Genomic DNA, 25119 nt, shown 5'->3' with positions numbered 1-25119 from the left:
TCTCCACGTCGATGAGCCGGTAGGTCGCCCACCCGACCGCGAGTCCTCCGCGCGCCGAGCGTCACACCGGCAGGCGACCGGCGCCGGCGAGCGGTCCCACCACGAGGGGAACCAGCGGAGCCGGCAGAACCGGGTCGCGGCGCAGGGTGGGTGTCCAGCCCGCGTCGCCGCCCAGGTCGGGGTCGTGCGCCTCGTTGTACGCCGCCAGCAGGTCGGCCGGTCGTGCCGGCCCGTCGCCCTGGCGAATCCACGAGCCCCGCTCGGTCAGCGCCGTGCCGCCCCAGTCGTGGAGCAGGTCGGCCGGGTCGACCGCCGGGTCCAGGGTGAAGAAGTTGTTCTCGGCGTACAGCGCCGACTGCACCCCGACGCCGAGCGCGTACTCGAAGTCGTCCCCGCCGAGCCGGTACTGGTTGTTATAGACGTCGACCTGGCCGAATCGCACCCGGGGGAGCCGTTGCAGAACCCCGTCGAAGAGGTTGTGGTGCAGGGTCACCTTCAGCCGACCCACGTCCGGACCGACCGTGTTGGACGAGCCGATCAGCAGCACCTTGTCCCGTCCGATGAAGCGGTTCCACGACGCGGTGACCAGGCTGGCGGTGTGCGTGACGTCAAGCGACCCGTCGTGCACCTGGTAGGGCCGTCCGAAGTAGGTCGGTTGGGCGCTGTCCGGGTTGTCGCCGTCGGTGAAGGTGTTGTGGTCGATCCACACGTTCTCGCCGCGGCGGACCGAGATCTGGTCGAACTGGCTGTTCCAGTTGCCCGCGTCGCCGTCCGTGGGTGACCAGGCGGGGAAGCAGTCCCGGGCATCGACGAAGGTCAGATTGCGGACGATGACGTTCGACGCCCGGTCGACCATGAGGGTGAGTCCGGTCAGCCGCGCTCCGCGCAGCCCGATGATGGTGGTGTTGGGCCCCACGTTGATCTGGGTCTGCCGGGTCTGGTTCGCCACCGACCGTACCCGGGCCTCCTCCAGCGGTCCGGTCGGTGCGACCCGGCCCCACACCGCCGGGTCGTACGCGGCCAGGTAGTCCGCGAGCCGGTATCCCGGGTCGGCCAGGTCGGCGCAGGTCAGCGGGGTGCCGTCGGCCCCTTCGAAGCCGTCGACGGCACCGTCCACGTAGATCAGTTTCGGCGTGGCGTCGGCGGCGTTGGTGGCGTTGTCGCCGCCCAATGCGGCCACCAACTCGGCGCGACTGTGGACCACGTGGGTCCGCCCGGGTGCCGCGGCCGAACCGCCGGTGGTCCCGGTGCCGTCGGCCGCCCAGCCATCACGCTCGGGCAGGGCCTGCCGTCCGAGGTGACGGGTCGACCAGGAGAGTCGGTCGGCGGCGGACGTGTCGGGGCGGGGGGCGGCGGCGGCCGGTGTGGCACCGACCAGGACGGCGATCACCGCCGCCCCGATGAGGGGTGCGCGCACTGAATTCTTCCATTCGCTGGTGGTGGTTCGGCATTCACCAGGAACGGTAGGTTCGCGGTTTTATATAGGTCAATATAAATTGTTTGCAGGAATGTTGCAGTGGTGCCGGCCCATGTGGACGCACAGTATCGCACGGACAGTCGCTCCGAGGGCCGTCTCTCCTGACGTCGGGTGCTTGCCCCAGGTACCGGAGGAGGCGGCGGGCGGCTGCCCGCCGCCTCCTTTGCTCTGCTTCAACCCAGGCGACACCTGCGGGGCAAAAGTGTTGCCTCGGTTGAAGCAGAGCAAAGGACAACCGCAGCACCCTCGCCACCGGACGGCGCCACCGCTACGCCAGGTCCGCGCGGTACGCCGGCACGGCCCACGGCACGCCCTGCTCGCTGGGCAGGGCGCCCTGCGCGGCCGCCCGACGCAGCACCTCGACCACGCCACGGATCCGCACCACCCGCTCGTCACCGTCGCCCACCACGTCGATCAGGTCGCCGTCGAGCAGTCGGGGCTCGGGTGCGGACCGCAACGCGTCCAGCAGCGCGGTGAACGGCGCGGTACGGGCCAGTGGCGCGATCAGCGGCACCCCGGCCGGGTCGATCCGGTGGGCGAGCAGGTTCTCCAGCAGGCCCTGTCGACCGGGAACGGGACGGTCCACCGGATCGCCGGGCAGGCGCAACCGGTCGGTGGGGTACTCCAGCACGGCCTGCCCGGTCGTACCGGTCACCGTGACCTCGCCCGGCACGAACTGCGCCGCGGCCATGGTGACCGCTGCCAGCACGGGTGGGCCGGCGCGGAACCGGATCCGCAGCACTGCCGTGTCCTCGACCTCGATCGGCCGTACCCGGTAGCGCTCCACCTCGATGGCGACGGGCCACGGTGGTGCCCCGCCCAGCGACTCGGCGACGGCCAGGCACTGCATCACCGCGTGCGCGAACGGGTTGGCCAACGCGCCGTCCAGCACGGGCCGGCCGTCGAGCGTACGGCGGCCGGCCCACGGGGCGCGGGCATAGTAGGCGTCCGGCCGCTGCCAGGCGGCGACCGTGGCGATGCCGGTGACCGTGCCGAGGCGGCCGGCGGCCAGCTCGTCGGTCAGCGCGGTCAGCGCCGCCGAGCCGAGCGCCTGGAAACCGACCTGGGCCACCCGACCGGCCGCCGCGAGCGCGTCGGTCAGCTCGTGGTGCTCGGCCAGCGACAGCACCGGCGGCTTCTCCAGCAGCAGGTCCGCGCCGGCCGCCACCGCGTCCAGGGCGATCGGCAGGTGGGTGTGCGGCGGGGTGCAGATGACCACCACCTCCGGCCGGGTGGCGGCGAGCATCGCCCGGTGGTCGGTGAACACCCCGACGCCGGGTGGAACCGGCGCCTCCCGCTCGTCCCGCACCGGTCCGACGTCGACCAGGGCGACGAGCCGCAGCCGGCCGTCGGCGTGCAGCGGAGCGATCACCCGCCGGTGCCAGTGTCCGTGCCCGTTCGCCCCGATCAGCGCCACCGTCGCGGGCGGCAGCCACCCGTTCACGGCATGTCCGCCAACGCCGCCACCAGACCTGCCGATGCCGCCGCCGGGGCCGCGCGCCCGCCGGCCACCGCCGCCGCGTCGGCCAAGACCGTCGCCCGGCTCACCGGGCACCGGCCAGGGTCGCCTCGACGCCGTGTCGCCCGAGCGCGGTGAGCCAGGCGGTCACCTGGGCGCGCACCTCGTCGTCGTCGGCGACCTCGGCCGGGACGATCTCGCGCAGCGCGAAGACCGCCTCCACCGCGCCGGCCGGGCTCTGCGCGCCGGCGTCCAGGGCGGCCCGGATGGGCCCGGCGAGGGGATCCTGCAACGGCAACGGGCGGCCGTCGTCGGCGTACCCCAGCGCGAAGCGCAACCAGGACGCCACGACCAGCGCGCCCCAGCGCGCGGACCGCCCGGACGCGCGCAGGTCGGCGATGGTGTGCAGGATGCGCTGCGGCAGCTTCTGCGACCCGTCGAGGGCGACCTGGAGGGCGCGGTGCCGGATCGCCGGGTTGCCGAACCGGGCCAGGACCTGTTCGCCGTAGTCGACGACCCGCACCCCGTCCGGCGGGGTGAAGCTGGCCGCGACGTCCTCGGCGATCAGCCGGCGGAGCACGTCGGCCAGGTGGGGAATCTCCAGCGCGTCCGCGATGGTCTCCCGACCGGCCAGCGCGCCGAGGTACGCCACGGCCGAGTGCACGCCGTTGAGGGCGCGCAGCTTCAACCGCTCCCACGGCCCGGCGTCGTCGGTCAGCACCGCCCCGGCGTGCTCCCAGCCCGGCCGCCCGCCGGGGAAGTCGTCCTCGATGACCCACTGCGCGTACGGCTCGGCGGCCACCGCCGCCAGGTCGGTGACGCCGAGTGCCCGGCGGGCCGTGTCGATGGTCTCCGGGGTGCTGGCCGGCACGATGCGGTCCACCATGGTCCCCGGGCAGGTCACGTTGGCGGCCACCCAGTCGACCAACCCGGTCGGCACCCCGGCGGCCCGCTCGATCCCCTGGTCGACCAGGCCGCGCAGCCGTCGGCCGTTGGCCGGCAGGTTGTCGCAGCTCACCAGGGCGATCGGCCCGGCGTCCGCGGCGGCGCGGGCGGCCAGGCCGCGCAGCAGCAGGCCCGGCACGGTCGTCGGGGACCGATGACCGGCGAGGTCGGCGGCGAGCGCGGCATCGGGCGACAGCCGGCCGGTCACCGGGTCGAGTTGGTACGCCTTCTCGGTGACGGTGAGCGTCACGACCCGGACCGCCGGATCGGCGAGCAACGCCACCACGGCGTCCGGGTCGCTCGGCGCGTGCCGGACCCCGCTCAGCGCGCCCACCACCCGGGTGCTGACGTCGGTGGCGGAGAGGGCGCTCACGCTGAACAGATGGTCCTGGGCGGCGAGCGCGTCGACCACGGCGGTGCTGTGCGGGGCGACGGCCACGATGCCCCAATCGCCGCCCGCCGCGCCGACCGCCGCCTCGGTGTAGACCGCCTGGTGCGCCCGGTGGAAGGCGCCCAACCCCAGGTGTACGACGCCGGTCGGCACGGTGCCCGGCCGCACGAGGGGACGGGACTCGACGGGCAGGTGGCGCAGCACTCCCAGGCCAAGGCGGGACGCGCCGACGGTCACCGCCATGCCGGGCCGTCCGGGAACCGGAACTCGGCGATCGACGCGGGTCTCATGGTGGCGCTGTAACCGGGCCGGTCCGGCAGCAGGTAGCGGCCACCACGGGTGCGGACCGGGTCGACGAAGTGTTCGTGCAGGTGGTCGACGTACTCGATCATCCGGCCGTCGAGGCTCGCGCCGACCCGCAGGTAGTCGAAGATCGCCAGGTGTTGGACGTACTCGCAGAGGCCGACGCCCCCGGCGTGCGGGCAGACCGGCACCCCGAACTTCGCCGCCAGCAGCAGTTCGGCCAGGACCTCGTCGACGCCGCCGACCCGGCACGCGTCGACCTGCATCACGCCGATCGCCTCGGCCTGGAGCAACTGCTTGAAGACGACCCGGTTGGCGGCCACCTCGCCGGTGGCCACCCGGCACCGGCCGCCGGTCAGCTCGGTCACCGCGCGGGCGATCCGGGCGTGACCGAGGATGTCGTCGGCGTGCGTCGGCTCCTCGATCCAGTACGGGTCCACCTCCGCGAGGGCGGCCATCGCGGCGATCGCCTCGTCGACGTCCCACACCTGGTTGGCGTCCATCATCAGCAGCGCGTCCGGGCCGATCTCGGCGCGGACGATCCGGGCCCGGCGTAGGTCGTCGGCGAGCGGGCCGCCGACCTTCATCTTCATCGCCCGCCAGCCGTCGTCGTACGCCTGCCGGGTCAGCGCCCGCACCTTGTCGTCCGGGTAGCCGAGCCAGCCGACCGAGGTGGTGTACGAGGGGAAACCGTCCCGTTCCAGCGTCGCCAACCGGCCGGCCAGGCCGGCGCGTCCCTTGTCGAGGATGGCGGCCGCCTCGTCGGGCGTCAGCGCGTCGCTGATGTGATGGAAGTCGACGCTGGCGACGAGGTCGTCGGTGGGCAGCTCGGCGAGGAACCGCCACATCGGCTTGCCGGCGATCCTGGCCCGCAGGTCCCACACGGCGTTGACCAGCGCCCCGGTCGCCATGTGGATGACGCCCTTCTCCGGGCCCAACCAGCGCAACTGCACGTCGGCGCTGAGCGAGCGCCAGAATGCCACCGGCTCGGCGGCGATCTCCTCGACCGTACGACCCTGCACGTGGTGGGCCAGCGCCCGCACGGCGGCGCAGGTGATCTCGTTGCCCCGCCCGTTGGTGAAGGTGAACCCGGTGCCCACCGGCCCGGCGTCGGTGCCCAACTCGACGTACGTCGCCGAGTAGTCGCCCCGGTTGATGGCGTCGGACCCGTCGCCGCGGGCGGCGGTGGGGAAGCGTACGTCGTGCACCTCGACGGAGGTGATGGTGGTGGTCACTGGTCAGCGCCTCCGAAGTGGAAGACCCGTCTGGGTAGCCGGTACGCCAGGTCGACGATCGTCTCGGCGGCCTCGTCCATGTCGAGCCGGTGCTCGGCGACCAGCCGGGCCAGGAAGCCGGCGTCGACCCGGCGGGCCACGTCGTGGCGTACCGGGATGGAGCAGAACGCCCGGGTGTCGTCGACGAAACCGGTGGTGTTGTAGAAGCCGGCGCTCTCGGTGACCGTCTCCCGGAACCGCCGCAGCGCCTCCGGGGAGTCCAGGAACCACCAGGGCGCCCCGAGCAGCAGCGCGGCGTACCCGCCCGCGAGGGGGGCCAGCTCGCGGGTGAAGGTGTCCTCGTCGAGGGTGTAGAGCACCACCGTCAGCCGGGGGTCGTTGCCGTAGCGGGACAGCAGCGGGGCGAGCGCGTGCACGTACTCGGTGGCCTGCGGCACGTCGCCGCCGACGTCCCGGCCGTGCCGCTCGTACAGCCAGCGGTTGTGGTTGCGCACCGCGCCGGGGTGCAGTTGCAGGACCAGGCCGTCGTCGAGGGACATGCGGGCGAACTCCATCAGCATGTGCGCCCGGAACGCCTCGGCGTCGGCGGCGTCCGCCGCGCCGCGCAGCCCACGGTCGTAGAGGCGGGCGGCCTCGGCCGGGGTCAGGTCCAGGGTGCGCGCGGTGGGGTGCCCGTGGTCCGACGAGGTCGCCCCGGCCGCGACGAAGGCCGCCCGGCGGGCCCGCAGGGCGGCCAGATAACCGGGGTACGTGCCGGTGTCCTCGCCGGCCAGCGCGCCGAGCCGCGCCACGTTCGCCGACCAGCCGTCGAACTCCATGTCCACCACGTCGTCCGGGCGGAACGTGGTGACCACCCGGCCGCCCGGTCCACCCCACCCGTCGGCGGCGAGCTTGGCGTGCGCCGCGAGGTCGTCCAGCGGCGACTCGGTGGTGGCGAGGACCTCGATTCCGAAGCGCTCGAACAGGGCCCGGGGCCGGAACTCCGGCTCGGCGAGCCGCGCGGCGATCTCGTCGTAGACGGCGTCGGCGGTGTCGGGACGCAGCGGGGTGTGCACCCCGAAGACGGTGCGGAAGGTCTGCTCCAGCCACAGCCGCGACGGGGTGCCCCGGAACAGGTGCCAGTGCGCCGCGAAGCGCCGCCAGATCACCCGCCCGTCGGCCTCCACCGGGCCACCGTCGCGGGTGGGCACCCCCAGCTCGGCCGGGGGTACGCCCTGACTGAGCAGCATCCTGGTCAGGTAGTGGTCGGGCACGATGAGCAGCCGCGCCGGGTCGGGGAAGGGCCGGTCCTCGGCGAGCAGGGCCGGGTCGACGTGCCCGTGCGGCGAGATGATCGGTTGCCGCGCCGCGAGGGCGTACAGCTCCCGGGCCAGCGCGCGCTGGCCGGGCTCGGCCGGCAGGAGCAGGTCGGTGGAATCGGACGTCGGCACGGGGCTCCTCGTCTGCTTCTCAGCGGGGGGTGAGCAGGTCGGCGACGCGCACGGGTCGGCCGGTCTCCAGGGACCGGTTGGCGGCCAGGCCGGTGAGCAGGGCCGACGCGCCGTCCTCGGCCGTCGCGGCGCGGCCCAGCGGATCGGGTTGGCCGCCGAGGAGCACCGCGGTCATCCGGGCGTCCGCGCCGCCGTGCCCGTGCCGGGTACGACCCTCGACGGGGATCCGCCGGGGCGGCTCCCAGAACGGGCGGAGCGTCAGCGTCGCATCGCCCCCTTCGGCGGGCGCCTCGACGCCGTGCAGGGCCGCGCCCTTGACGGCGCCGGCGGTGCCCCGGTCGACGTAGTCGTTCTCGGTCACCTCCAGCTCCAGCCGGCCCCTACTGCCGTTCACCATCACCCGGTAGCCCTCCCAGGGGGCGTACGCGGTGAGGTGGTAGGTCATGGTCGCGCCGGTGGAGTAGCGGGCGAGCACCGCCATGTCGTCCTCGATGCTCACGCCGGGGGCGAACACGTTGCGGTCGCGCTGGTAGCCGTCCTCGGCCTCGGCGTCGAGGTACAGCTCGCGCAGCCGGGGGTGCGCGTCGAGCCGCAGCGCGAACGGGTCGTCGGCGGCGGCCGGCGCGCCGTACGCCCGGTCGTAGTCGCGGGCGTAGCCGTGCCGGCGGCCGTCCTCGCCGTAGAAGAAGAGTCGGCCGGCCGCGTACACCTGGACCGGGGTGGCGGCCAGCCACCAGTTGACCAGGTCGAAGTGGTGGCTGGCCTTGTGCACCAGCAGGCCGCCGGAGGTGGCCTTGTCGCGGTGCCAGCGGCGGAAGTAGTCGGCGCCGTGGCGCACGTCGAGCAGCCACTCGAAGTGCACCGAGCCGATCTCACCGACCGCGCCCTCGGCGAGCAGCCGGCGGACCTGCTCGTGCAGCGGGTTGTAGCGGTAGTTGAAGGCGACCGTGACGCGCCGGCCGGTCTCGGTCACCGCGTCCAGGATGCGCCGGCAGCGGGTGGCGTCGACGGTCATCGGCTTCTCGGTGACGACGTCCCGGCCGGCGCGCAGCGCGGCCACCACGTACTCGTCGTGGGTGACGTCCACGCTGGTCACCAGGACGACGTCGACGCGTTCCTTCTCCAGCATGGCGGCGAACTCGCCGGCGGCGTACGTGGGCACCGGGCGGTGTCCCAGCTCGCCCAGCCAGCGGTTGTGCGCGTCCATCCGGGTCTGGTTGACGTCGGCGAAGGCGACCAGTTCGCTGGTGTCGGCGTGGTCGAGCACCAGGGCCCGGACGAACATCTCCGCTCGCGCGCCGGTGCCCACGACGGCGTAGCGGACTCGCCCGCCGGATCTCGGTGACATGCGATCGCCCTCCGGATGCCCCCTGCAAAGGTTTGCAGTGAAGTAACCACGATCGATCTGACGACGTCAACGAGAGCGGCACAATCGGTGGCAATTATGGGCTTTTGCGGGGTTGAAGGTCACCAATGGGTGCGTCGACGCAACAGAGCTGCAAACATTCACCGTTGACAGTGGAGCAACCGTTTGCATTAATTGGCGGCACCCGCGTGACCACCGCCGTACTCGGACGAAGGGGCCGCCGTGCCAGTCACCATCCGGGACGTCGCCCGCGCCTCCGGGGTGCACATCTCCACCGTGTCCCGTACCTTCTCCGCCCCGCACCTGGTCAATCCCGAGACCCGGGTCCGTGTGCTGGCCTGCGCGGAGGACCTGGGCTACCGGCCGAACCGCGCCGCCCGCGCCCTCATCACCGGGCGTACCCACAACATCGGGCTGATCATCGCCGACATCGCCAACCCGTTCTTCCCGCCGCTGATCAAGGCGGCGGAGAGTCAGGCACGCCACCGCGACTACCACGTGTTCGTGGCCGACACCAACGAGGACCCGACCGCCGAGGAGGAGTTGGTCCACGCCCTCGCGAAGCAGGTCGACGGGGTGCTGCTGTGCAGCCCCCGGATGAGCAACAGCCTGATCGAGCAGCTCAGCCGCGAGGTGCCGCTGGTCGTGGTGAACCGTCAGGTGACCGGCCTGCCCTGTGTGCTGATGGACGTCGGACAGGGTGCCCGGGCGGCCGTGGAGCACCTGATCGGTCTCGGTCACCGCGACATCGCCCTGCTCGGCGGTCCGCGCAGCTCGTGGACCAACCGGGAGATGCGCCGTGCCGCCACCACGGCCGTCCGGGCCGGTGGCGGGGAGTTGACCGTGCTCGGCCCCAACGCGCCCACCGAGACCGGCGGCTCCGCCGTGGCCGAGCAGGTGCGGCGCAGCGGCGCCACCGCCGTGCTCGCCTACAACGACCTGATGGCGATCGGCCTCATCGAGGGGCTGGACGCGCTCGGGGTCCGGGTGCCGCAGCAGGTGAGCGTCGTCGGGGTCGACGACATCGCCCTGAGCCGGCTGACCCGACCCAAACTGACGACGGTGGCCACACCCACCGGGGCCGCCGGCCGGACGGCCGTCGACATGCTGCTGCAACAGGACATCGAGTCACCGCGCGGTGCGCGAGGGCCCGGTACCGGCACGGCGGTCGGCGTCCGGCGCACCACCGCACAGGTAATGCTCCAGACCGACCTGGTCATCCGCGACTCGACCGGTCCGGGCCCGCACGCCCGGCCGGCACGTCCCCTGGCCGCTTCCCGTGGCCCGGACCCGCACTGCCCTGCGGGCCCGGGCATCCCGACCGCGGCCTCGGGTGATGCCGTCGCCTCCTAAAGCCGAGGAGTGAGCGCACATGCACCCCGCAACGTCCCCCACCACCGGCACGCCCGTCGGGCGTCCTCACGGTACCCCGCTGCCCCGGCGACGGTTGCTGCGCGGCCTGCTCGCCGCGACGGTCGCCGCGCCGCTGCTGTTCGGCGCCGCCGCCTGCGGCGACGACGACGGCGCCGCCGATCCGAACGCCCCGGTCAAGCTCTCGATCTTCTGGTGGGGCGGTGACGCCCGGGCCAAGCTGACCGAGGACGCCCTCGCCCTCTACACCAGGAAGCACCCGAACGTGACGTTCGAGAAAACCTGGCAGGCCAACCAGGGCTACTTCGACAAGCTCGCCACACTCACCGCCGGTGGCAACCCGCCGGACCTGTTCCAGATCGACGACAACTACCTCGCCGAGTACGTGGCCCGCAACACCACGCTCGACCTGAAGACCTACCAGGACTCCGGCAAGCTCGACGTGTCCAAGTTCCCCAAGAGCCTGCTGGAGTACGGGGTGGTCGACGGCAAGCTCGCCGGAGTCGCCGCCGGGGAGAACACCCAGGGCCTGGTCTACAACAAGACGCTGCTGACCAAGCACGACCTACCCGAGCCGACCACCGGGATGAGCTGGGAACAGCACATCGCCTGGGCGGAAGAGGTGTCGAAGAAGACGGGTGTGCCCGGCACCCAGGACCCGAGCGCCGACTACAAGGCGTTCTGGGTCTGGCTGCGCCAGCAGGGCAAGGACCTCTACAAGGGCAAGGAACTGGGCTTCACCGCCGAGGACGTGACCGCGTGGTTCGACCTGTGGAAGGGCGCCCGGGACCGCAAGGCGACCCCGACCGCCGACGTCATCCACGAGGGCAACTCCAGCGACGTCACCAAGCAGTTGGTGGTCACCGGCAAGTCGGCGACGTCCTGGGTCTGGGCCAACCAGATGCCGGACCTGAAGAAGAACACCAAGGACGACCTGGGGGTGGTGGCGTACCCCGGTGACCCCAGCGCCCAGTGGGCCCGGGCCTCGATGTACTGGTCGGTGTTCAAGGGCAGCAAGCACCGGGACGTCGCGGTCGACGTGATCAACTTCCTGGCCAACGACCAGGAAGCCGTCAAGCTCCTCGGCACGGACCGTGGGCTGCCGTCCAACCTGGACCTGCGCCGGGTGGTCAGCGACGACACCACCGACCCCGCGATGAAGCAGTCGATCGCCGTCGAGGCGGAGCTGACCCAGAAGTTCGGCGCGTCGCCGCAGGTGCCGATCAAGGGACACAGCACCGTCAAGTCCGAGCTGGTCAAGGCCGCCGAGAGCGCCCAGTACGGCCGGGCCACCCCCGCGCAGGCCGCCGCCCAGTTCGTCGAGGCGTGCAAGGCCGCCATCGCCTGACCCGCCCAGCGGGCGAGGAGAGGAGCTGCTCGTGGCGTTGACCACGGCGCCCGTCAAGGCTCGACGCGGCCCGGGATCCGGCCGGGCCCACGCCAGGAGGCGTGGGCCCGGCACCACCCGGCACAGCGAGGGTCTGGCGGGGTACGTCTTCCTGTCGCCGTGGCTCATCGGCCTGATGGGTGTCACGGCCGTTCCCATGCTGCTGTCGCTCTACCTGAGCTTCACCAACTACGACATCCTCACCCCGTTCTCCGAGGCGCAGTGGGTGGGGCTGGCGAACTACGAGCGGATGTTCACCGCCGACCCGTCGTACTGGCACGCGGTGCGGGTCACCCTGACCTTCGCGCTGGTCGCCGTACCCCTGAAACTGGCCGCCGCCCTCGGCGTGGCGCTGCTGCTCAACCGCGCGTGGCGTGGCGTCGGGCTGTTCCGCGGCCTGTTCTACCTGCCCTCGCTGCTCGGCGGCAGCGTGGCGCTGGCCATCGTGTGGGTCAACATGTTCAACCGCGACGGGGCGTTCAACTCGCTGCTGAGCCTCGTCGGCATCGAGGGCCGGCCCTGGGTCAACGACCCGGACTGGGCCCTCGAGACGTTGATGGTGCTGGCCATCTGGCAGTTCGGCGCCCCGATGGTGATCTTCCTGGCCGGGCTCAAGCAGGTGCCCACCGAGCTGTACGAGGCCGCGTCCGTCGACGGGGCCGGGCGGTTCCGGCAGTTCCGCAACGTCACGCTGCCGATGCTCTCCCCGGTGATCTTCTTCAACCTGGTGCTGGAGACGATCAACGGTTTCCAGGGCTTCACCGCCGCGTTCGTGCTCAGCAACGGCACCGGCGGCCCGGTCGACTCCACCCTGATGTACACGCTGAACCTCTACATCACCGGCTTCACCGACCTGGAGATGGGCTACGCCTCGGCGATGGCCTGGGTGTTCCTGCTCGCCATCGCGGTGCTCACCGCGATCTTCTTCAGCACCGGACGGTTCTGGGTGCACTACTCCGACGGGGAGGACCGGTGATAGCGACTCCGACGGCGGCGGCGCTGCCGGAGGCGGGACGACGGCCCGGCGGCCGGCCCGTGCTGCGGCTGCTGATCCTGGTGGCGATCGTGGCCGTGGTGCTCTATCCGCTGATCTGGATGGTCGGCACCTCGGTCAAGTCCCAGGAGGAGATCGTCAACAACGTCGGGCTGCTCCCGGAGCGGTTCACGCCGGGCAACTACACCGCCGGATGGTCCAACTTCGACGTCGGCTTCGGCCGGTTCTTCCTCAACAGCGCGCTGGTCAGCCTGCTCACCGTCGTCGGCAACGGAATCTCCTGCCTGCTGGCAGCGTACGCCTTCGCCCGGCTGAGGTTCCGGCTGCGGGGAATGTGGTTCGCCGTCATGATCGGCACGCTGCTGCTGCCCCAGCACGTGCTGATCGTCCCGCAGTACATCCTGTTCCGCACCCTCGGCCTGGTCGGCGGTGAGTGGCCGTACCTGCCGTTGCTCATCCCGCAGTTCCTGGCCACCGAGGCGTTCTTCGTCTTCCTCATGGTGCAGTTCATGCGGGGTGTCCCGCGCGAGCTGGACGAGGCGGCCCGGATCGACGGCGCCGGCCCGTACGGCATCTTCCGGCACATCATCCTGCCGCTGAGCCGCCCCGCGCTGGTCACCACCGCGATCTTCTCGTTCATCTGGACCTGGAACGACTTCTTCCGCCAACTGGTCTTCCTGTCCCAACTCCAGGACTACACGGTGCCGGTGGCGCTGACCCTCTTCATCGACTCGACGAGCCAGAGCGCGGTCGGGCCGATGTTCGCCATGTCGGTGCTGTCGCTGCTGCCGGTCTTCCTGTTCTTCGTCGCGTTCCAACGGATGCTCGTCGAGGGGATCAACACCAGTGGCATCAAGGGCTGAACCCCTCGACGTCGGCGGGCGGCGGGACTGGCGCGACGTCGCCCGCGACGCCGCCGACCTGGCGCTGCTCGGCATCCTGGCGACCCTCGCGGCAGCCCCGCTGCTCACCGCCGCCGCGGCGGCCGGCACGGCGAGCGCGGCGGTGCACGACTGGACGCGTACCGGCGGGTGGCCGTCGGCGCGTACGACCCTGCGCCGGTTCGGCCGCGCGGTGCTGCCCGGCGTGCCGGTCAGCCTGCTCGCGCTCGCCGTGCTCGGGCTGCTCGCCGCCGACCTGGCGGCGCTGGCCGCCGGACGGGTGCCCGGTGGTGCGCCGGTGCTGGCGGTGATCGGGCTGGTCGCCGCCGCGCTGGCCGGGTACGCCGGGCTGGTCGTCGTCGAGGCAGGCCGTAACGGGGGCGGGCGGTGGCGGGTCGCGGCCCGCTCCAGCGTCCGCGCCTGCCTCGACGCGCCCGCCCGTTGGGCCGCCCTCACCGGCGTGACGGCGGTGGCGGGGCTGCTCGCCATCCTGGTCACGCCGGTGGTCGTGCCGATCCTCGCCGGCTACACCCTGGCGGCCCTGCACGCCGTCGCCAACCGGATGCCGGTCCGCATTGGCGTCGGCAGCCGCGAGCCGGCCGTCGCCCGGCCGGAGCTGCCGTGAGCACCGGTCCCACCCCGGCCGGCGAGCAGCCCGCGCGGCTGCTGGTCGACGGGACCGAGGTGGCCCGGTACGTCGTCGACCCGGTGCTGGACGCGCGGCACGGCCCCCGGCCGTACCTGCACCCGGTGCGCACCCTCGGCGGCACGGTGGTCACCGACGCGCTCCCCGCCGACCATGTCTGGCACCTGGGGGCGTCCCTCGCGGTGCAGGACGTCGACGGCGTCAACCTGTGGGGCGGGCGCACCTACGTGCGCGACGTCGGCTACACGTGGCGCGAGGACCACGGACGGATCGTCCACACCGGCTGGACGCGGCGCTCGGCCGACCGGCTGGCGCATCAGCTCCAGTGGCGCGACCCGCACGGACGGGTGCTGCTCACCGAGCGGCGTCAGCTGGCCGGGTCGGCGGTGACGCCGGACGTCTGGCGGCTCGACCTGGACTCCGCGCTCACCGCGCCGCCCGACCGGGCCGTGCGCCTGGGCAGCCCGGCCACCAACGGACGCCCCGGCGGGGCCGGCTACGGCGGGTTCTTCTGGCGGGCCGTCGCCGTCGGCGGCGAGGCGACGGTGATCACCGCCGACGCGGCAGGGGAGGGGGAGGTCAACGGCAGCGCGGCCCCGTGGCTGGCGCTGGCCGGCACCGGGCCGGGCGGTGGCGCGTACACCCTGGTCTTCGCGGGCCTCGGCCCCGGCGACCGGTGGTTCGTGCGGACCGCGATGTATCCCGGCGTCTGCGTGGCCTTCGCCTTCGACACCCCCGCAGAGGTCCCCGCCGCCGCTACCCGCCACGGCCGCCACCAGGTGTGGATCTGCGACGGCCACCTACCTCCGGACCGCTGCGCGACCCTCGCCAGCGACCGTCGATCATGAAGTTGTTGTCCCGACACGCCGGGCGCGGTGACAACAACTTCATGATCGACCGGGTAGGGCGGCGGGCACGGCGGCGGCGGTGACCCGGATGGCCTTGACGATCGCCGGGATGGAGCCGATCAGCAGGACCAGGCCCCAGATGATGGCGATGATCGCGAAGACCAGCGCACCGATGTCGTCGACGATGCTCACCAGGATCACCGGCACCAGATTGTGCAGGAACTCCAGCACGACCGTGCAGAGCAGCGTGGTGAGCGCCAGCAGGACGAGGCCCTTGTTCTGCGCGAAGCGGGGCTGGGCCAGCAGCAACAGCCCCGCCCAGACCAGCTTGAGCAGCAGCGCCAGCCCGAGCAGCACCGCCGCGTCGCCGACCGGGAAGAAGCCCCACAGCGCCAGGTACGCCAGGGTGCCGAACGGCACGGCCAGGAACAGCGACACCATGATCATCAGTTCCACGAACGCGATGACCAGCAGCACGAGCGCACCCAGGATGAGCAGGATCGAGAAGACCAGCGTCGCGACGCCCTGGATCCGGCCCTGCACCCGCTCGGGCACCACCAGGCCCAGGCAGAACAGGCCGGTGGTCCAGAGCGCCACCGCGTCGATCAGCGCCAGGTAGGTGGTGCCCCGTCCGGATGGTTCGCTGACCCCGGCCGCGTCCACCTGCACGCCGAGGTCCGCCGCGCCGACCAGCAGCGCGCCGGTGGCGTCGCCGCCGCCGGTGAGCAGCGACGATCCCACCTCGACGAGGACCACCAGCACGATCGCGACCAGCGCGAGCAGCAGGAACGGCTTGCGTAGCTCACCCACGGCGGGCCTCCGTACGGGTAGGGGGCGCGCCGACGGGGCCGGCTGTCACCCGGCGGCGACGGTGACCGTGCATCCGACACCTCCCGGGCAGCCCAGCAGCACCGTGGTCGCGCTGTCGACGGCGATCCGGGCGACCGCCTCGCCGCCGTCGTCCGGCTCGACCTCCGAACGCACGGTGAGGTCGGCATCCCCGGGCGCGGGGGCGCTCACCACGAACGGGCGGCCACTGCGCAGCACCAACGTCCGCAGCTCACCCGGGTCGGCGACCCGTACCGCGCAGCCGCCGACGAAGGTGAGCACGTCGCCGGTACGGTCGCAGTCGGCCTGCACGGTCGCCGGGTCGATCGTGCCGCTCCCGCCGGCCAGCCCGCCCAACCGCTGCACGAACCCCGGCCGATCGCCCGCCCGGCCCCGGCCCGCGCCGCCGACACCGACGGCGAGCGCGAAGAACGCCACCAGCAGCACGGCGAGGGTCACCAGGACGACCTTCTGCCGACCGCTCATCGCCCCGCGACCGCCCCGGTCACCTCGGTGAAGCGGATCTGGTCCACCCCCGCGAAGTACCTGTCGAAGCCCTGCGTCTTGCCGACCGCGACCAGGGTGAGGGTGTGCCGGCCCGCGCCGAGGCGGACGGTGCCCACGTCGGTGAAGTCCTGCCGGACGACCTTCGGGGTGAACCCGAAGAAGGTGCTGCCGAGCTGCACGCCGTCGACCTGCCAGATGGTGTTGGCGTAGTCGAAGCTCGTGGTACGCGTGGTGGAGAACCGCCAGACGGCGTCCGCCGGCAGGTCGACGGTGACGCTCACCCGGTCACCGGGCGCCAGGCCGGTGAAGAACAGCTGCGCGTCGCCCGACCAGGTCACGTCGCAGCAGTTGGGCTGCGCGTCGATGCCCGCGGCGGTCTTCGCCGGGGACTCCACCCGTGCCCCGTCGACCAGGCTCTCCGCCTCCACCGTCACCACCCGGGGTGTGCCCGGCGTCGGTGGGCCGTCGGAGCGGGTCAGCAGATAGCCGACCACCCCGGCGACCACGAGCACCAGCGCCGCGGCGGCCGCGATCCACGGCCACGGCGTCCGCTTCGGCGCGGCGACCGCCCGGACCTCGTACGTCACCCGGCCGCTGGAGCGCGAACTCTCCTCGGGCGCGGTGTTCGCCGAGTACGCGAACCCGGTCATGTCGTAGCGGCGCGGCGCGGTCCCGGCCGGCACGGCGAGGCGGACCAGGAACGAGACCGACCCCTGTCCGGGTACCGCCCGCTGCGGCTCGGTGACGGTGAACCAGGCCCGCTGGCTGCCCTCGCCGGGCGCCACGTCGAAGACGACGGTGTCCGGCGCGAGGCCGGGGTTGGAGACGGTGAAGGTCAGCTCGCCGTGGTTGGCGGCGTCCAGGGTGAACTGCGACGCGGCGGCGACGACGGCCCATTCGGTGGTCATTGAAACTCCTTAGGCGGACGGTGCCGCGGTCGGCTGATCCGGTGGGGGCGAGGCGGCGAGGACGACCTCGGCGGTGGTCGCCGCGGGCTTCTCCGCCTCGACGATGCGGGTGATCACGGCGAGGTGGTCGGCGGCGGCCGCCGGCACCCGCACCACGACGTGGAAGGGCCTGTCGTCGGGTTCCTCGACGGCGAAGCCCGACACCCCGGTGGCCACCTCCAGGGCCCGGCGCATCCCGTACGGGGTGCCGCGCCACCGCGCCAGCAGCGCGCCGTGGGCCACCAGGTCCCGGAGCCGCCCGACCGGCAGGGGCAGCGGCGCGTCCGGTCGGTGCGACGCCACCACGTGGTCCATCGCCACCCAGCGGGTCAGGCGTACGACCATGTCGTCGGGGGCCCGGTACGGGTCGAACAGGGCGTCCACCTCGGCGAGGATCGCCTCGTCCGGGGCGTGTAGCCCCTCCATGACGTCCAGCAGCGCCCAGAGCACGCTGCCCGGCACGCACGCCCGCTGGTACGCGGCGGGCAGCAGCCGCTCAATCGCCGAGCGTCGCATCCTGGCGCACCACCTCGATGTCGTGCTCGCCGGAGCAGAGCAGCCAGGTGTCCGGGACGGTCACCACGTCGGCGGTGGCCTGGTTGGCGCTGGCGGTCCAGGTGACCGCGTCGGCGCTGCGGTACACGCCGCGCTCGCCGCCGGCCAGCACCAGCCGGTCCGCCGTCGGACCAGTCGCTGGAGCATTAGCGGCAGGCGTCGGCGGGCCGCTCACGGCGACGGCGTCCACCGGCACGAACCGCGTCCGGTCGCGCAGCGGCAGCCCGCAGTTGACCGAGACCGGTTGCCACTGCGGCTGGGCGGCCAGGGTGTCCAGTCGCAGCACCCCGCCACTCTGGGTGGCCGCCACCGCCTGCTGGCCGGCGAACGCCAGATCCCGGCAGGTGCCGCCGACCCAGCCGGCCTGCACCGACTGCCACTTGACGTCGGACTCGAACAACCGGCTGCGGTGACAGCCCTGGCCGGGCTTCTTCGGGTCCGGCTCGCCCGCACCGCTCCACAGCAGCGTGGCCGGCCCGTCGTACTGCACGGCGAGGACCCGGTTGTCCACGTTGGAGAGCCCGACGTGCGTGAACGTGCCGGGTCGACCGCCGGCCGTCGACAGGTACACCCCGAAGCTCGCCTGCGCCGCGACCGCCACACCGGGCGCTCCGCGCTCGGAGACGAAGGTGCGGACGGCGTAGAAGCCGCGGTCGGCGTCGGACGGGTCGACGAGGATCTGCAACGGCACCGCGCCGGGCAGCAGCGACACCTCGTACAGCCCGGTGTCGGTCGCCACCAGCAGCGCTCCCGCGCCGTCGCGGTCCAGCCACGCCACGTCGGAGATCCGCGAGTCCAGGTCGGCCAGCAGCGACCAGGTCTCACCCAGGTCGGTGCTCAGGTGCACCCGGGACCCGCCGGAGGCGCGCAGCGTCACCGCGGCCACCGAACCGGGACGCGCCACGATGCCCGGCCGCACCGGCGCGGGGGCGGGCGCCACCCGCAGTACCGTCTCCTCGTCGAACCGGCCGGCCGGCTCCCAACCCGAGCCGGCGTTGCTGGACCGGAACAGCACCGGGCCACGACCGGCGTACCAGGTGCGCGGCTGGTACGCGTCGACGGCGAGGGCGCGCACCTCGGCGTCGGGCGCCTCGTCGACCACGAAGCGCACCGACTCGACGTACCGCACGCCCGGCTCGGCCTGCTCCAACAACCGGTACACGTTCGACGCCCGCAGCGGCTCACCGAACGGCCACCCGCTGGGATTGAGCGCGGTGGGCAGCGGGCTGAGCGTCTGGTGCAGCCGGTCGTGGATACGCCGCCGGACGGCGTCCACGTCCTCCTCGCGCCGTACCACCACGCGGGCCCGTACCGACACCGCCTTGAACCGGGCCCAGCTCGCCCGCGAGCGGATGCCGACCATCCGACGCTGCTCCAGGTCCGCCTCGACACGGTGCCGGGCCTCGGGCACCTCGTACTCGCGCAGCACCGCCACCGGCAGCCGGCCGCCCGGTCGGGCCGCCGGTGGCACGTACGGCACCAGCACCACCTCGACCTCACCCGGGCGGGCGAAGCTGTAGACCGCCGAGCGGGTGAACGCGCGGGCCCGCGCCACCGCGCCGGAGCCGGTGGCGAGCACCTCGAAGTCGCGGGCGGTGACCGCGCGCTGCTGGGCGAAGAACTCGTACGGGCCGCGCAGCAGCACCGACTCCAACGCCTCCATCTCCCGGCCGCCGGCCGCCCGGGCGGGGTTGTCGACGCGTACCCCGGGCAGTGGATCGCGCAGGGTGGTCAGGGTGCCGGCGGCGACGTTGCCGGCCGGACCGCCGCCGGCCCGGTACCAGAGGCGGACCTGCCGCCCGGCCGGCGGCACGGCCGCCACCGGCGTCGGCCCGGCGGGGCCGCCGGTGGGCGGTCGCAGGTCCAGCGCCGGGGCGAAGGTGACGGTGCCCGAGCAGCGGTCCACCAGGTACGCCTTGGCCTGCGGGCCGAGTCCGGCGAAGCTGTCCACCGGCTGCCAGATCTCGAACGTGCGGCCGTCGTGCTCGCGGGCCGCCGCCCCCAGCTCCACCGAGCCGGTCGGCACCTCCACGCCGAGCAGCAGGTCCAGCGGCTCGCCGGTGTGCGCCAGGGGGGCGCGGGCCGCGCGCAGCACCTGCCCCGGCTGGCCGGTGCCGACACCCAGCAGCTCCGCGTCCACCGGCTCGCAGTGGTGCATCCGGACGGTCACCGAGGACTCCCCGACCGGCAGCGCCGCCGGCTCGGTGGTGACGAACACGACGGGCCGGGGATCGGCGCCGCGCGCCGCCGCGACCCGCAAGCCGGCCGGGATCCGCACCGCCGAGGTGTCCGTGCCGGTACGGGTGAACACCACGTCCGCCCAGGCCGCGGTGGGCGCGTGCCGGGCCACCCCGAGCAGGTTCAGGAACTGCACGTACGCCTTCTCCGGCAACTGGTTCAGCCGGTAGATCATCACCTCGGTCAGGTGCGCGAACGCCTCGACCAGCGCCATGCCCGGGTCGTGCGCCGACAGGTCGGTCCAGGCGGGGCAGGACTGGCGGATGCGCTCGCGGGCCTCGGTGACCAGGTCGAGGAACCCCCGGTCGTCCAGGTGCGGCACGGGCAGCGTCATGACGATTCTCCCGGTTCGTCGTCGGCGGGGAGCAGGTCCACGGAGAACACCAACTGGCCGGGCGTCAGGCTGGCCCGCACCCGGTAGTCCAGCCGGATCACCAGCCGCCACGCGTCGTCCACGTCGGGCCCGGCGTCGACGTCGACGACCTCGACCCGGGGTTCCCAGCGGGCGATGGCCTGCCGGACGTAGTGGATCGCCAGCCCGGCGGTGGTGTCGTCGTTCGGCGCGAAGATCAGCCGGTGCAGCCGGGAGCCGTACCCGGGTCGCATCAGCCGCTCGCCCGGCGTCGTCGACAACAGCAGGAACAACGCCTGGCGTACGCTCTCGTCGCCCTCGGTCATGGCCAGCCCACCGGCGGCGGTGAGCGCCAACCCGCCGCCCCGGCCGGCGTCGAAGCCGGCCCCGACGAAGCGGAACGCCCTCACCGGTCCGCCTCCAGGAAGCGCTGCCGGGGGTCGCGGACGGTGTGGTGGACCGCGTTCGGCGGGGTGCCGTCGGTGAAGCCCTTCAGGTGCGACAGCACCACCCGGTGCCCGTCGACGCGCAGCCAGTCGCTGTAGCCGACGTGGACGGTCATCGTCTTGCCGCACGGCTTGATGGTCGGGCCGTAGTTCGGGCAGGCGACGATCTTCCGCCCCTGCGGGTCGTCGTCGACCAGCACCGGTACGGCGGTGATCGTCACCCAGCGCTGCGACGGTTGGTTCTCGACCCGGCCGTCGTGGTCACAGGCGATCACCGAGTCGCGGTGGATCCACCGCATCAGCCGCCTCCTTCGTGGTGGGCGCGGGCGAGCGAACGGGCCTGCCGCGCCGCCGTGGCCGGGTCCTCGGTCGCCTCGGCGTGCAGGAAGTCCACGCTGCGGGCGCGGACCACCATGGCCCGGCCCGGTGCGGAGATCACCAGGTCGGTCGCCGCGTGCAGGGTGGCCAGGTCGGGGGTGAGCTCCAGCCAACTGCCGCCCTCGGTGCCGAGCCGCAGGCTGCGCTGGACGTCGTCCACGACGATCGACTGCCCGCCCGCCGTGCGCAGCGTCCAGCGCCGGGCCCGACCGTCGTCGATGCCCGCGTCGTACGGCTCGACCGCCCCGAACAGCGAACCCAGCACGACGCCCGAGGCCGGCTCGCCGCCGGGCAGCACCACCAGCACGGTGTCGTCCGGGTCGGGCAGCGCCACCAGACCCTTGCCGCGCCCCGCGCCGGGGCAGAGCACGCCGAGCCAACCGGCGTCCAGGTCCCCGTACGCCGGCAGGGTGAGCCGCACCCGGCCCAACCCGTCCGGGTCGGCCACGTCGGTCACCGTGCCGAGGGTGACGACCGCACCGCCGGCCGCCGTGGGCGCCGTGGCCGGCGGCACCGTCGAGAACCGGGTGAGGTGGCCGTCGCCGTCCACTGTGTGCACCACCTCGGTCAGCACGTACGCCCCCGCGAGGGGGTCGGGCACCCCGGCCAGGTCGATCCGCCGGCCCGCCCGCAGCGCCGGATCACCCTCGGCGACCCCCTCGGCGGTGGACAACGCGGCCGCGCGCAGATCCAGCCGCGCCTGGGCCAGCGCGGCCACCTCGTCGTCGCTGCGTCCCGGCTGGTCGACGGCGGTGCGTACGCCATCGGCCCCCACGTCGGCCGGGTCCGGACGCTCGCCGGCTGGCCGACCACAGCGCGCCTCGTCCGCCCGCTGGCTGATCGGCTCGGCCCGCTGCGGGTGCCACCCCAACGCGACGCTCGCGCCGCTGGCCTGGTCGGCGTTCGTGGACAACCGCAGGGTGTGCACACCCGCGCCGAGGGTCAGCGGGACCGGCTCGCCGTAGCCGGCGAGGGTGACCAGCCGTACGCCGTCGCCGTCGGCGGCCAGGTGCAGCCCGGCCCGCCCGGCCACCTCGCAGAGCAGCTCCAGATCACTGTGCCGGTGCTGGACCAGCCGTTCCAGCCGCGGGCCGTCGTCCTCGGCCGACACGGTCAGCCCCACCGCGCCGCACAGGTCCCGGGCCAGCTCCGCCGCCGTCACCGAGGTGAAGACACGCAGGTCCTGCCGCTTGCGCAGCCGGTGCAGCGCGTCGTACGCCCGCAGGCGCAGCACGGCCGCGCCGTCGGCGGCGTACTCGACCTCCACGCAGGTCACCTCCCCGACGAACAGCGCGTCGGCGTGGTCGGCGAGCCGTACGTCGAGGGTCGAGCCGGGGCGCACGGCGGGGTCGAGCGCCGCGCTGCCGGGGGCGGTGGCGAGCACCAGTTCCGCCTGGGTCGGCTGGTCGAGCCGGGCGGCCACCCGCAGCGAGCGGATCCGTTGGCGGGCCACGGCGGCCAGCTCGACGCCGTCGAGCAGGACGGTCAGCGCCCGGGGCGCGACGCTGGTCACGGCGCACTCCCCGGGCCCGGTGTGCCCCCGGTCGACCCGGTCCCGCTCGCGGCGGTCGTACCGGTCGGGCCGGGCCAGGTCGCGGCGATCGAGGCGGCCCAACTCCCGGCGGCGGCGACCGACGCGTCCACGAACGACCCGGCGGCCCGCGCCATCGCGCCGAGCGTCGACTCCGGCGCAGGACCGCCCGAGGCGACGGGGGGAACCGCGAGGGTGGTGCCGGCCGGCACCGCGAGCGGGTCGGTGATCCGGTTGTGTTCGGCCAGCAGCCGCCACCGCAGCGGCGACCCGAGCGCATCGTTGGCCAGCAGGTCGAAACGCACACCGGCGTGGCCCGGCTCGGTGGCGCCGTCGCCGGCCGCGACCACGGCGCTGCCCGGCGTGGCGACCGGCGTACTCGCCGCGGCAAGCTCCTCGGCGAAGCCGGCCTGCGCCTGGTCGGCGCTCTCGGCGGTCCGGACCAGCTTCAGCCGCAGCCAGGAGCGCCGGGGCGAGCCGGTACCGGTGAACGCGTCGAACCGCTCGGCCACCGCCACGATCACACCCGGCACGTTCCACGTCTTGCCCCAGACCACCCGGGCCAGCGGCGGACGCAGCCAGCCGTGCTCGGCGGCGGAGTTCTCCGCCAGCATCCACAACGGCCGGGTCAACGTCCGTACGTCGGTGGGGCGGACCTGCGCCTGCACGAAGTCGACGTCGAAGAGCAGATCCAGCACCAGCTCCGTACGGCCGCCGCCGGTGAAGACCAGCGGGTCGTCGGCCAGACCGGCGCCGGTGAGCTGCCCGCCGCCGGCACCCCGATGACGTACGCCGGCGAGCCGGGTCACCTGCACGGTCTCCGGGTTGAGCAGGCAGTCCACCCGCTCCCCGGTGGCGTCGATGAGGAAGGCGACGCGTTCCATCAGCCGCCCGCCTGCTCCCGGTCGAGCCGACGTTCGTGGCCCGCGTCGAGCGCCGCGCCGGACACCGTCCACAGCGGTCCGTCATCCGGTAGCGCCGGCCACGGGTCCACGTCGGGACCGACGGCGGTCGACCCGAACACCGCGCTCGCCGGCCATCGTCCGCCGCCGTCGACCTCGGCGACGCCCGTCCCGTACCCGGGTGGACCGTCCCACTGCCCGATCTCGCGGCCGCGCTGCCCGTGCCGCACAACGGCGTGCTGGTCGCGGTCTGGCCGCGACTGCTGGTCGTGCCGTCGTGCGGTGTACGGGTCGTGCCGCGGCGCGGTGACCGCCGGCCCGCGATACCGGCCGGACCGCTGCTGCTCGGCGAGCCAGCTGGCGTGGCGCTCGGGAAAGTGGTGCTCGGGAGAGCGGCCGGGGAGCTGACCAGTGAGGCGCTCGGCGCGTCGGGCGTCATCCGGCGGGGGGTGCGCTTCGGTGGGGTGCTCTCCGATCCGGACCCGCCGATCCGCTTCGTCCGGCAGGGCGGGCTGGGACGGTCCGCCCATGCTCCGGTCGGGGCGTCCGAGCGACGTCGCCGACGGTTCGGCAGTAGATCTGGGAAGGATCTCGCCTGCCGGGCCGGGTGTCGAGGTCGTCTCCCGGAGATGGGCGCCGGCCTGTGCGGCGAACCGCGTGCCACCGCTCGCCGAGCCGTCCCGCCCGCCCGCCGACTCCAGGCCGTACCGCCCGCCCGCCGGCTCCGAGCCGATCGGGGTCGCGGGTCGAATGACCGGGACCCGTTGGTCGGACCTGCCGTGCGGGTCACCGGGACCGCTGCCCTCGGCACCATGGCGGGCACGATCACCATCGCCGCCCGGCCGGGTCGGCCGGTGCGGGTCACCGGACCGGCCCTGAGCGGCGGCAGCCAGACGGTCGGTCCGAGCGGTGCCGAGCTCGCCAACCCGACCAAGATCGGCGGCCGGCCGCAGCGCGTGGCCGGCCGGGCCGACCGGCCGCCGTGGTGACACCGGGCCCGGCGGAGTCTGGTCCTGCGTCGGCGCGACCTGGTCGAGGTCCAGTTCGCGGAGCAGGCCGGGGGCGTGCGCGGCGACCAGGTCCACCCAGTGCTGCGGCGGCTCGCCGAGACGACGCGGCGGGTCCACCGGACGCTCCGGCGCTGCGGCCGGGTCGTCGACGCGTTCGGCGAGGCGCTGCACCGCGCCGGCCACCGAGCGGAGGCGACCGGCCAGCCAGCTACGCGGGCGTCGGCGCGGCGGCACCGCCGGCCTCCAGTTCGAGGCCCTCGTAGCGCAGTGTCAGCGACGCGATGGCGATCTCGTGGCCGACCGTGTTGAGGTGCGCTCCGCGCCACCGGGTGGGCCACGCGTCGATCAGGTTCCAGCGCAACACCTCGGCGGTGCCCGCCGCGTCGAGCAGCACCACGGACACGTTCCGGCGGTTCAGGGTGCCCTTGGCGGTGGCGTTCACCCAGTCCCACAGCTCGCGGGACGCGGTGAGGCCGAAGTGCAGGGTCACCGGCTCGTACTCGGCCTGACCGGGGACGATCCGCGTCGGTCCGGGGCCGTGCTCCCGGTACGGCTGCCCGGGGATGTTCACCTCCAGTCCGCTCATCTCGGTGAAGTGGCCGTTGGTGACGCCGTTGATGAGCAGCCGGAAGTTGTACGCCCGGTACGGGTCGACGGGCGCGCCGGGCTGCGGGGTGGCGGGGGTGGCCATG

At 73.5% G+C, this 25119-nt stretch carries 23 protein-coding genes; 6 read left to right on the top strand and 17 right to left on the bottom strand.

Going from position 1 to position 25119, the window contains the following annotated elements; all coding sequences use genetic code 11:
• Positions 1–61 precede the first annotated feature (61 nt).
• The 6 genes from ACN269_RS04835 to ACN269_RS04810 all read right to left on the bottom strand — a co-directional run bounded on the left by ACN269_RS04835 (position 62) and on the right by ACN269_RS04810 (position 8588).
• Complete coding sequence (locus ACN269_RS04835) at positions 62–1417, bottom strand: pectate lyase family protein (protein ID WP_421471224.1); 1356 nt, start codon at positions 1415–1417, stop codon at positions 62–64.
• Between the two features lie 328 nt (positions 1418–1745).
• Complete coding sequence (locus ACN269_RS04830; protein WP_421471223.1) at positions 1746–2921, bottom strand: Gfo/Idh/MocA family protein; 1176 nt, start codon at positions 2919–2921, stop codon at positions 1746–1748.
• A 100-nt stretch (positions 2922–3021) separates the two neighbouring features.
• On the bottom strand, positions 3022–4515 hold the full coding sequence (locus tag ACN269_RS04825) for a mannitol dehydrogenase family protein (RefSeq protein ID WP_421471222.1): 1494 nt from the start codon (positions 4513–4515) through the stop codon (positions 3022–3024).
• A complete protein-coding gene (locus tag ACN269_RS04820) occupies positions 4506–5810 on the bottom strand; it encodes an enolase C-terminal domain-like protein (protein ID WP_421471221.1) in 1305 nt (434 codons plus the stop codon). Before ACN269_RS04820 ends, ACN269_RS04825 begins: the two co-directional genes overlap by 10 nt.
• Positions 5807–7240: a glucuronate isomerase gene (gene uxaC, locus ACN269_RS04815; RefSeq protein ID WP_421471220.1), complete on the bottom strand. Its 1434-nt coding sequence runs from the start codon at positions 7238–7240 to the stop codon at positions 5807–5809. The genes ACN269_RS04820 and uxaC overlap by 4 nt, the downstream gene beginning before the upstream one ends.
• A gap of 19 nt (positions 7241–7259) precedes the next feature.
• Entirely contained in the window at positions 7260–8588 is a 1329-nt protein-coding gene (locus ACN269_RS04810; protein WP_421471219.1) for a Gfo/Idh/MocA family protein, read from the bottom strand.
• Between the two features lie 240 nt (positions 8589–8828).
• Here ACN269_RS04810 and ACN269_RS04805 point away from each other — a divergent pair, with 240 nt between their 5' ends.
• From ACN269_RS04805 to ACN269_RS04780, 6 genes are all read left to right on the top strand, one after another.
• Complete coding sequence (locus ACN269_RS04805) at positions 8829–9959, top strand: LacI family DNA-binding transcriptional regulator (protein ID WP_421471218.1); 1131 nt, start codon at positions 8829–8831, stop codon at positions 9957–9959.
• 19 nt (positions 9960–9978) lie between these two features.
• The gene (locus ACN269_RS04800) at positions 9979–11325 is read left to right on the top strand and encodes an ABC transporter substrate-binding protein (protein ID WP_421471217.1); all 1347 of its coding nucleotides are present in this window, start codon (positions 9979–9981) and stop codon (positions 11323–11325) included.
• 31 nt (positions 11326–11356) lie between these two features.
• Positions 11357–12340 carry a carbohydrate ABC transporter permease gene (locus tag ACN269_RS04795; RefSeq protein ID WP_421471216.1) on the top strand — a complete coding sequence of 328 codons (984 nt, stop codon included), beginning with the start codon at positions 11357–11359 and terminating at the stop codon, positions 12338–12340.
• A gap of 119 nt (positions 12341–12459) precedes the next feature.
• On the top strand, positions 12460–13221 hold the full coding sequence (locus tag ACN269_RS04790) for a carbohydrate ABC transporter permease (protein ID WP_421476196.1): 762 nt from the start codon (positions 12460–12462) through the stop codon (positions 13219–13221).
• Entirely contained in the window at positions 13205–13864 is a 660-nt protein-coding gene (locus ACN269_RS04785; RefSeq protein WP_421471215.1) for a hypothetical protein, read from the top strand. Before ACN269_RS04790 ends, ACN269_RS04785 begins: the two co-directional genes overlap by 17 nt.
• Positions 13861–14733, top strand: coding sequence for a PmoA family protein (locus tag ACN269_RS04780; protein ID WP_421471214.1), 873 nt, complete (start codon positions 13861–13863; stop codon positions 14731–14733). The genes ACN269_RS04785 and ACN269_RS04780 overlap by 4 nt, the downstream gene beginning before the upstream one ends.
• Before the next feature lie 39 nt (positions 14734–14772).
• Here the strand turns inward: ACN269_RS04780 and ACN269_RS04775 are convergent, their stop codons facing one another.
• Genes ACN269_RS04775 through ACN269_RS04725 form a run of 11 tightly spaced genes read right to left on the bottom strand, consistent with a single transcriptional unit; the run spans position 14773 to position 25118 of the window.
• Positions 14773–15543 (bottom strand): hypothetical protein, encoded by a 771-nt coding sequence (locus tag ACN269_RS04775; RefSeq protein WP_421471213.1) that lies wholly within the window; start codon positions 15541–15543, stop codon positions 14773–14775.
• Positions 15544–15588: 45 nt separating this feature from the next.
• Positions 15589–16047 (bottom strand): hypothetical protein, encoded by a 459-nt coding sequence (locus tag ACN269_RS04770; protein ID WP_421471212.1) that lies wholly within the window; start codon positions 16045–16047, stop codon positions 15589–15591.
• Positions 16044–16976, bottom strand: coding sequence for a hypothetical protein (locus ACN269_RS04765; RefSeq protein WP_421471211.1), 933 nt, complete (start codon positions 16974–16976; stop codon positions 16044–16046). The genes ACN269_RS04770 and ACN269_RS04765 overlap by 4 nt, the downstream gene beginning before the upstream one ends.
• Before the next feature lie 9 nt (positions 16977–16985).
• A complete protein-coding gene (locus ACN269_RS04760) occupies positions 16986–17531 on the bottom strand; it encodes a phage tail protein (protein ID WP_421471210.1) in 546 nt (181 codons plus the stop codon).
• Positions 17512–20142: a putative baseplate assembly protein gene (locus tag ACN269_RS04755; protein ID WP_421471209.1), complete on the bottom strand. Its 2631-nt coding sequence runs from the start codon at positions 20140–20142 to the stop codon at positions 17512–17514. The genes ACN269_RS04760 and ACN269_RS04755 overlap by 20 nt, the downstream gene beginning before the upstream one ends.
• Positions 20139–20570, bottom strand: coding sequence for a GPW/gp25 family protein (locus ACN269_RS04750; RefSeq protein WP_421471208.1), 432 nt, complete (start codon positions 20568–20570; stop codon positions 20139–20141). Before ACN269_RS04750 ends, ACN269_RS04755 begins: the two co-directional genes overlap by 4 nt.
• Entirely contained in the window at positions 20567–20905 is a 339-nt protein-coding gene (locus ACN269_RS04745) for a hypothetical protein (RefSeq protein WP_421471207.1), read from the bottom strand. The genes ACN269_RS04750 and ACN269_RS04745 overlap by 4 nt, the downstream gene beginning before the upstream one ends.
• Entirely contained in the window at positions 20905–22497 is a 1593-nt protein-coding gene (locus ACN269_RS04740; protein ID WP_421471206.1) for a contractile injection system protein, VgrG/Pvc8 family, read from the bottom strand. The genes ACN269_RS04745 and ACN269_RS04740 overlap by 1 nt, the downstream gene beginning before the upstream one ends.
• Positions 22494–23399, bottom strand: coding sequence for a hypothetical protein (locus ACN269_RS04735; protein WP_421471205.1), 906 nt, complete (start codon positions 23397–23399; stop codon positions 22494–22496). The genes ACN269_RS04740 and ACN269_RS04735 overlap by 4 nt, the downstream gene beginning before the upstream one ends.
• The gene (locus ACN269_RS04730) at positions 23399–24661 is read right to left on the bottom strand and encodes a hypothetical protein (protein ID WP_421471204.1); all 1263 of its coding nucleotides are present in this window, start codon (positions 24659–24661) and stop codon (positions 23399–23401) included. The genes ACN269_RS04735 and ACN269_RS04730 overlap by 1 nt, the downstream gene beginning before the upstream one ends.
• Entirely contained in the window at positions 24636–25118 is a 483-nt protein-coding gene (locus ACN269_RS04725) for a phage tail protein (protein ID WP_421471203.1), read from the bottom strand. Before ACN269_RS04725 ends, ACN269_RS04730 begins: the two co-directional genes overlap by 26 nt.
• Position 25119 lies beyond the last annotated feature (1 nt).

This window comes from Micromonospora sp. WMMD736 (assembly GCF_049179015.1).
GTDB lineage: Bacteria > Actinomycetota > Actinomycetes > Mycobacteriales > Micromonosporaceae > Micromonospora.
Note: the sequence above shows the minus strand (reverse complement) of the source record. Positions and strands in the feature narration are given on the sequence as shown.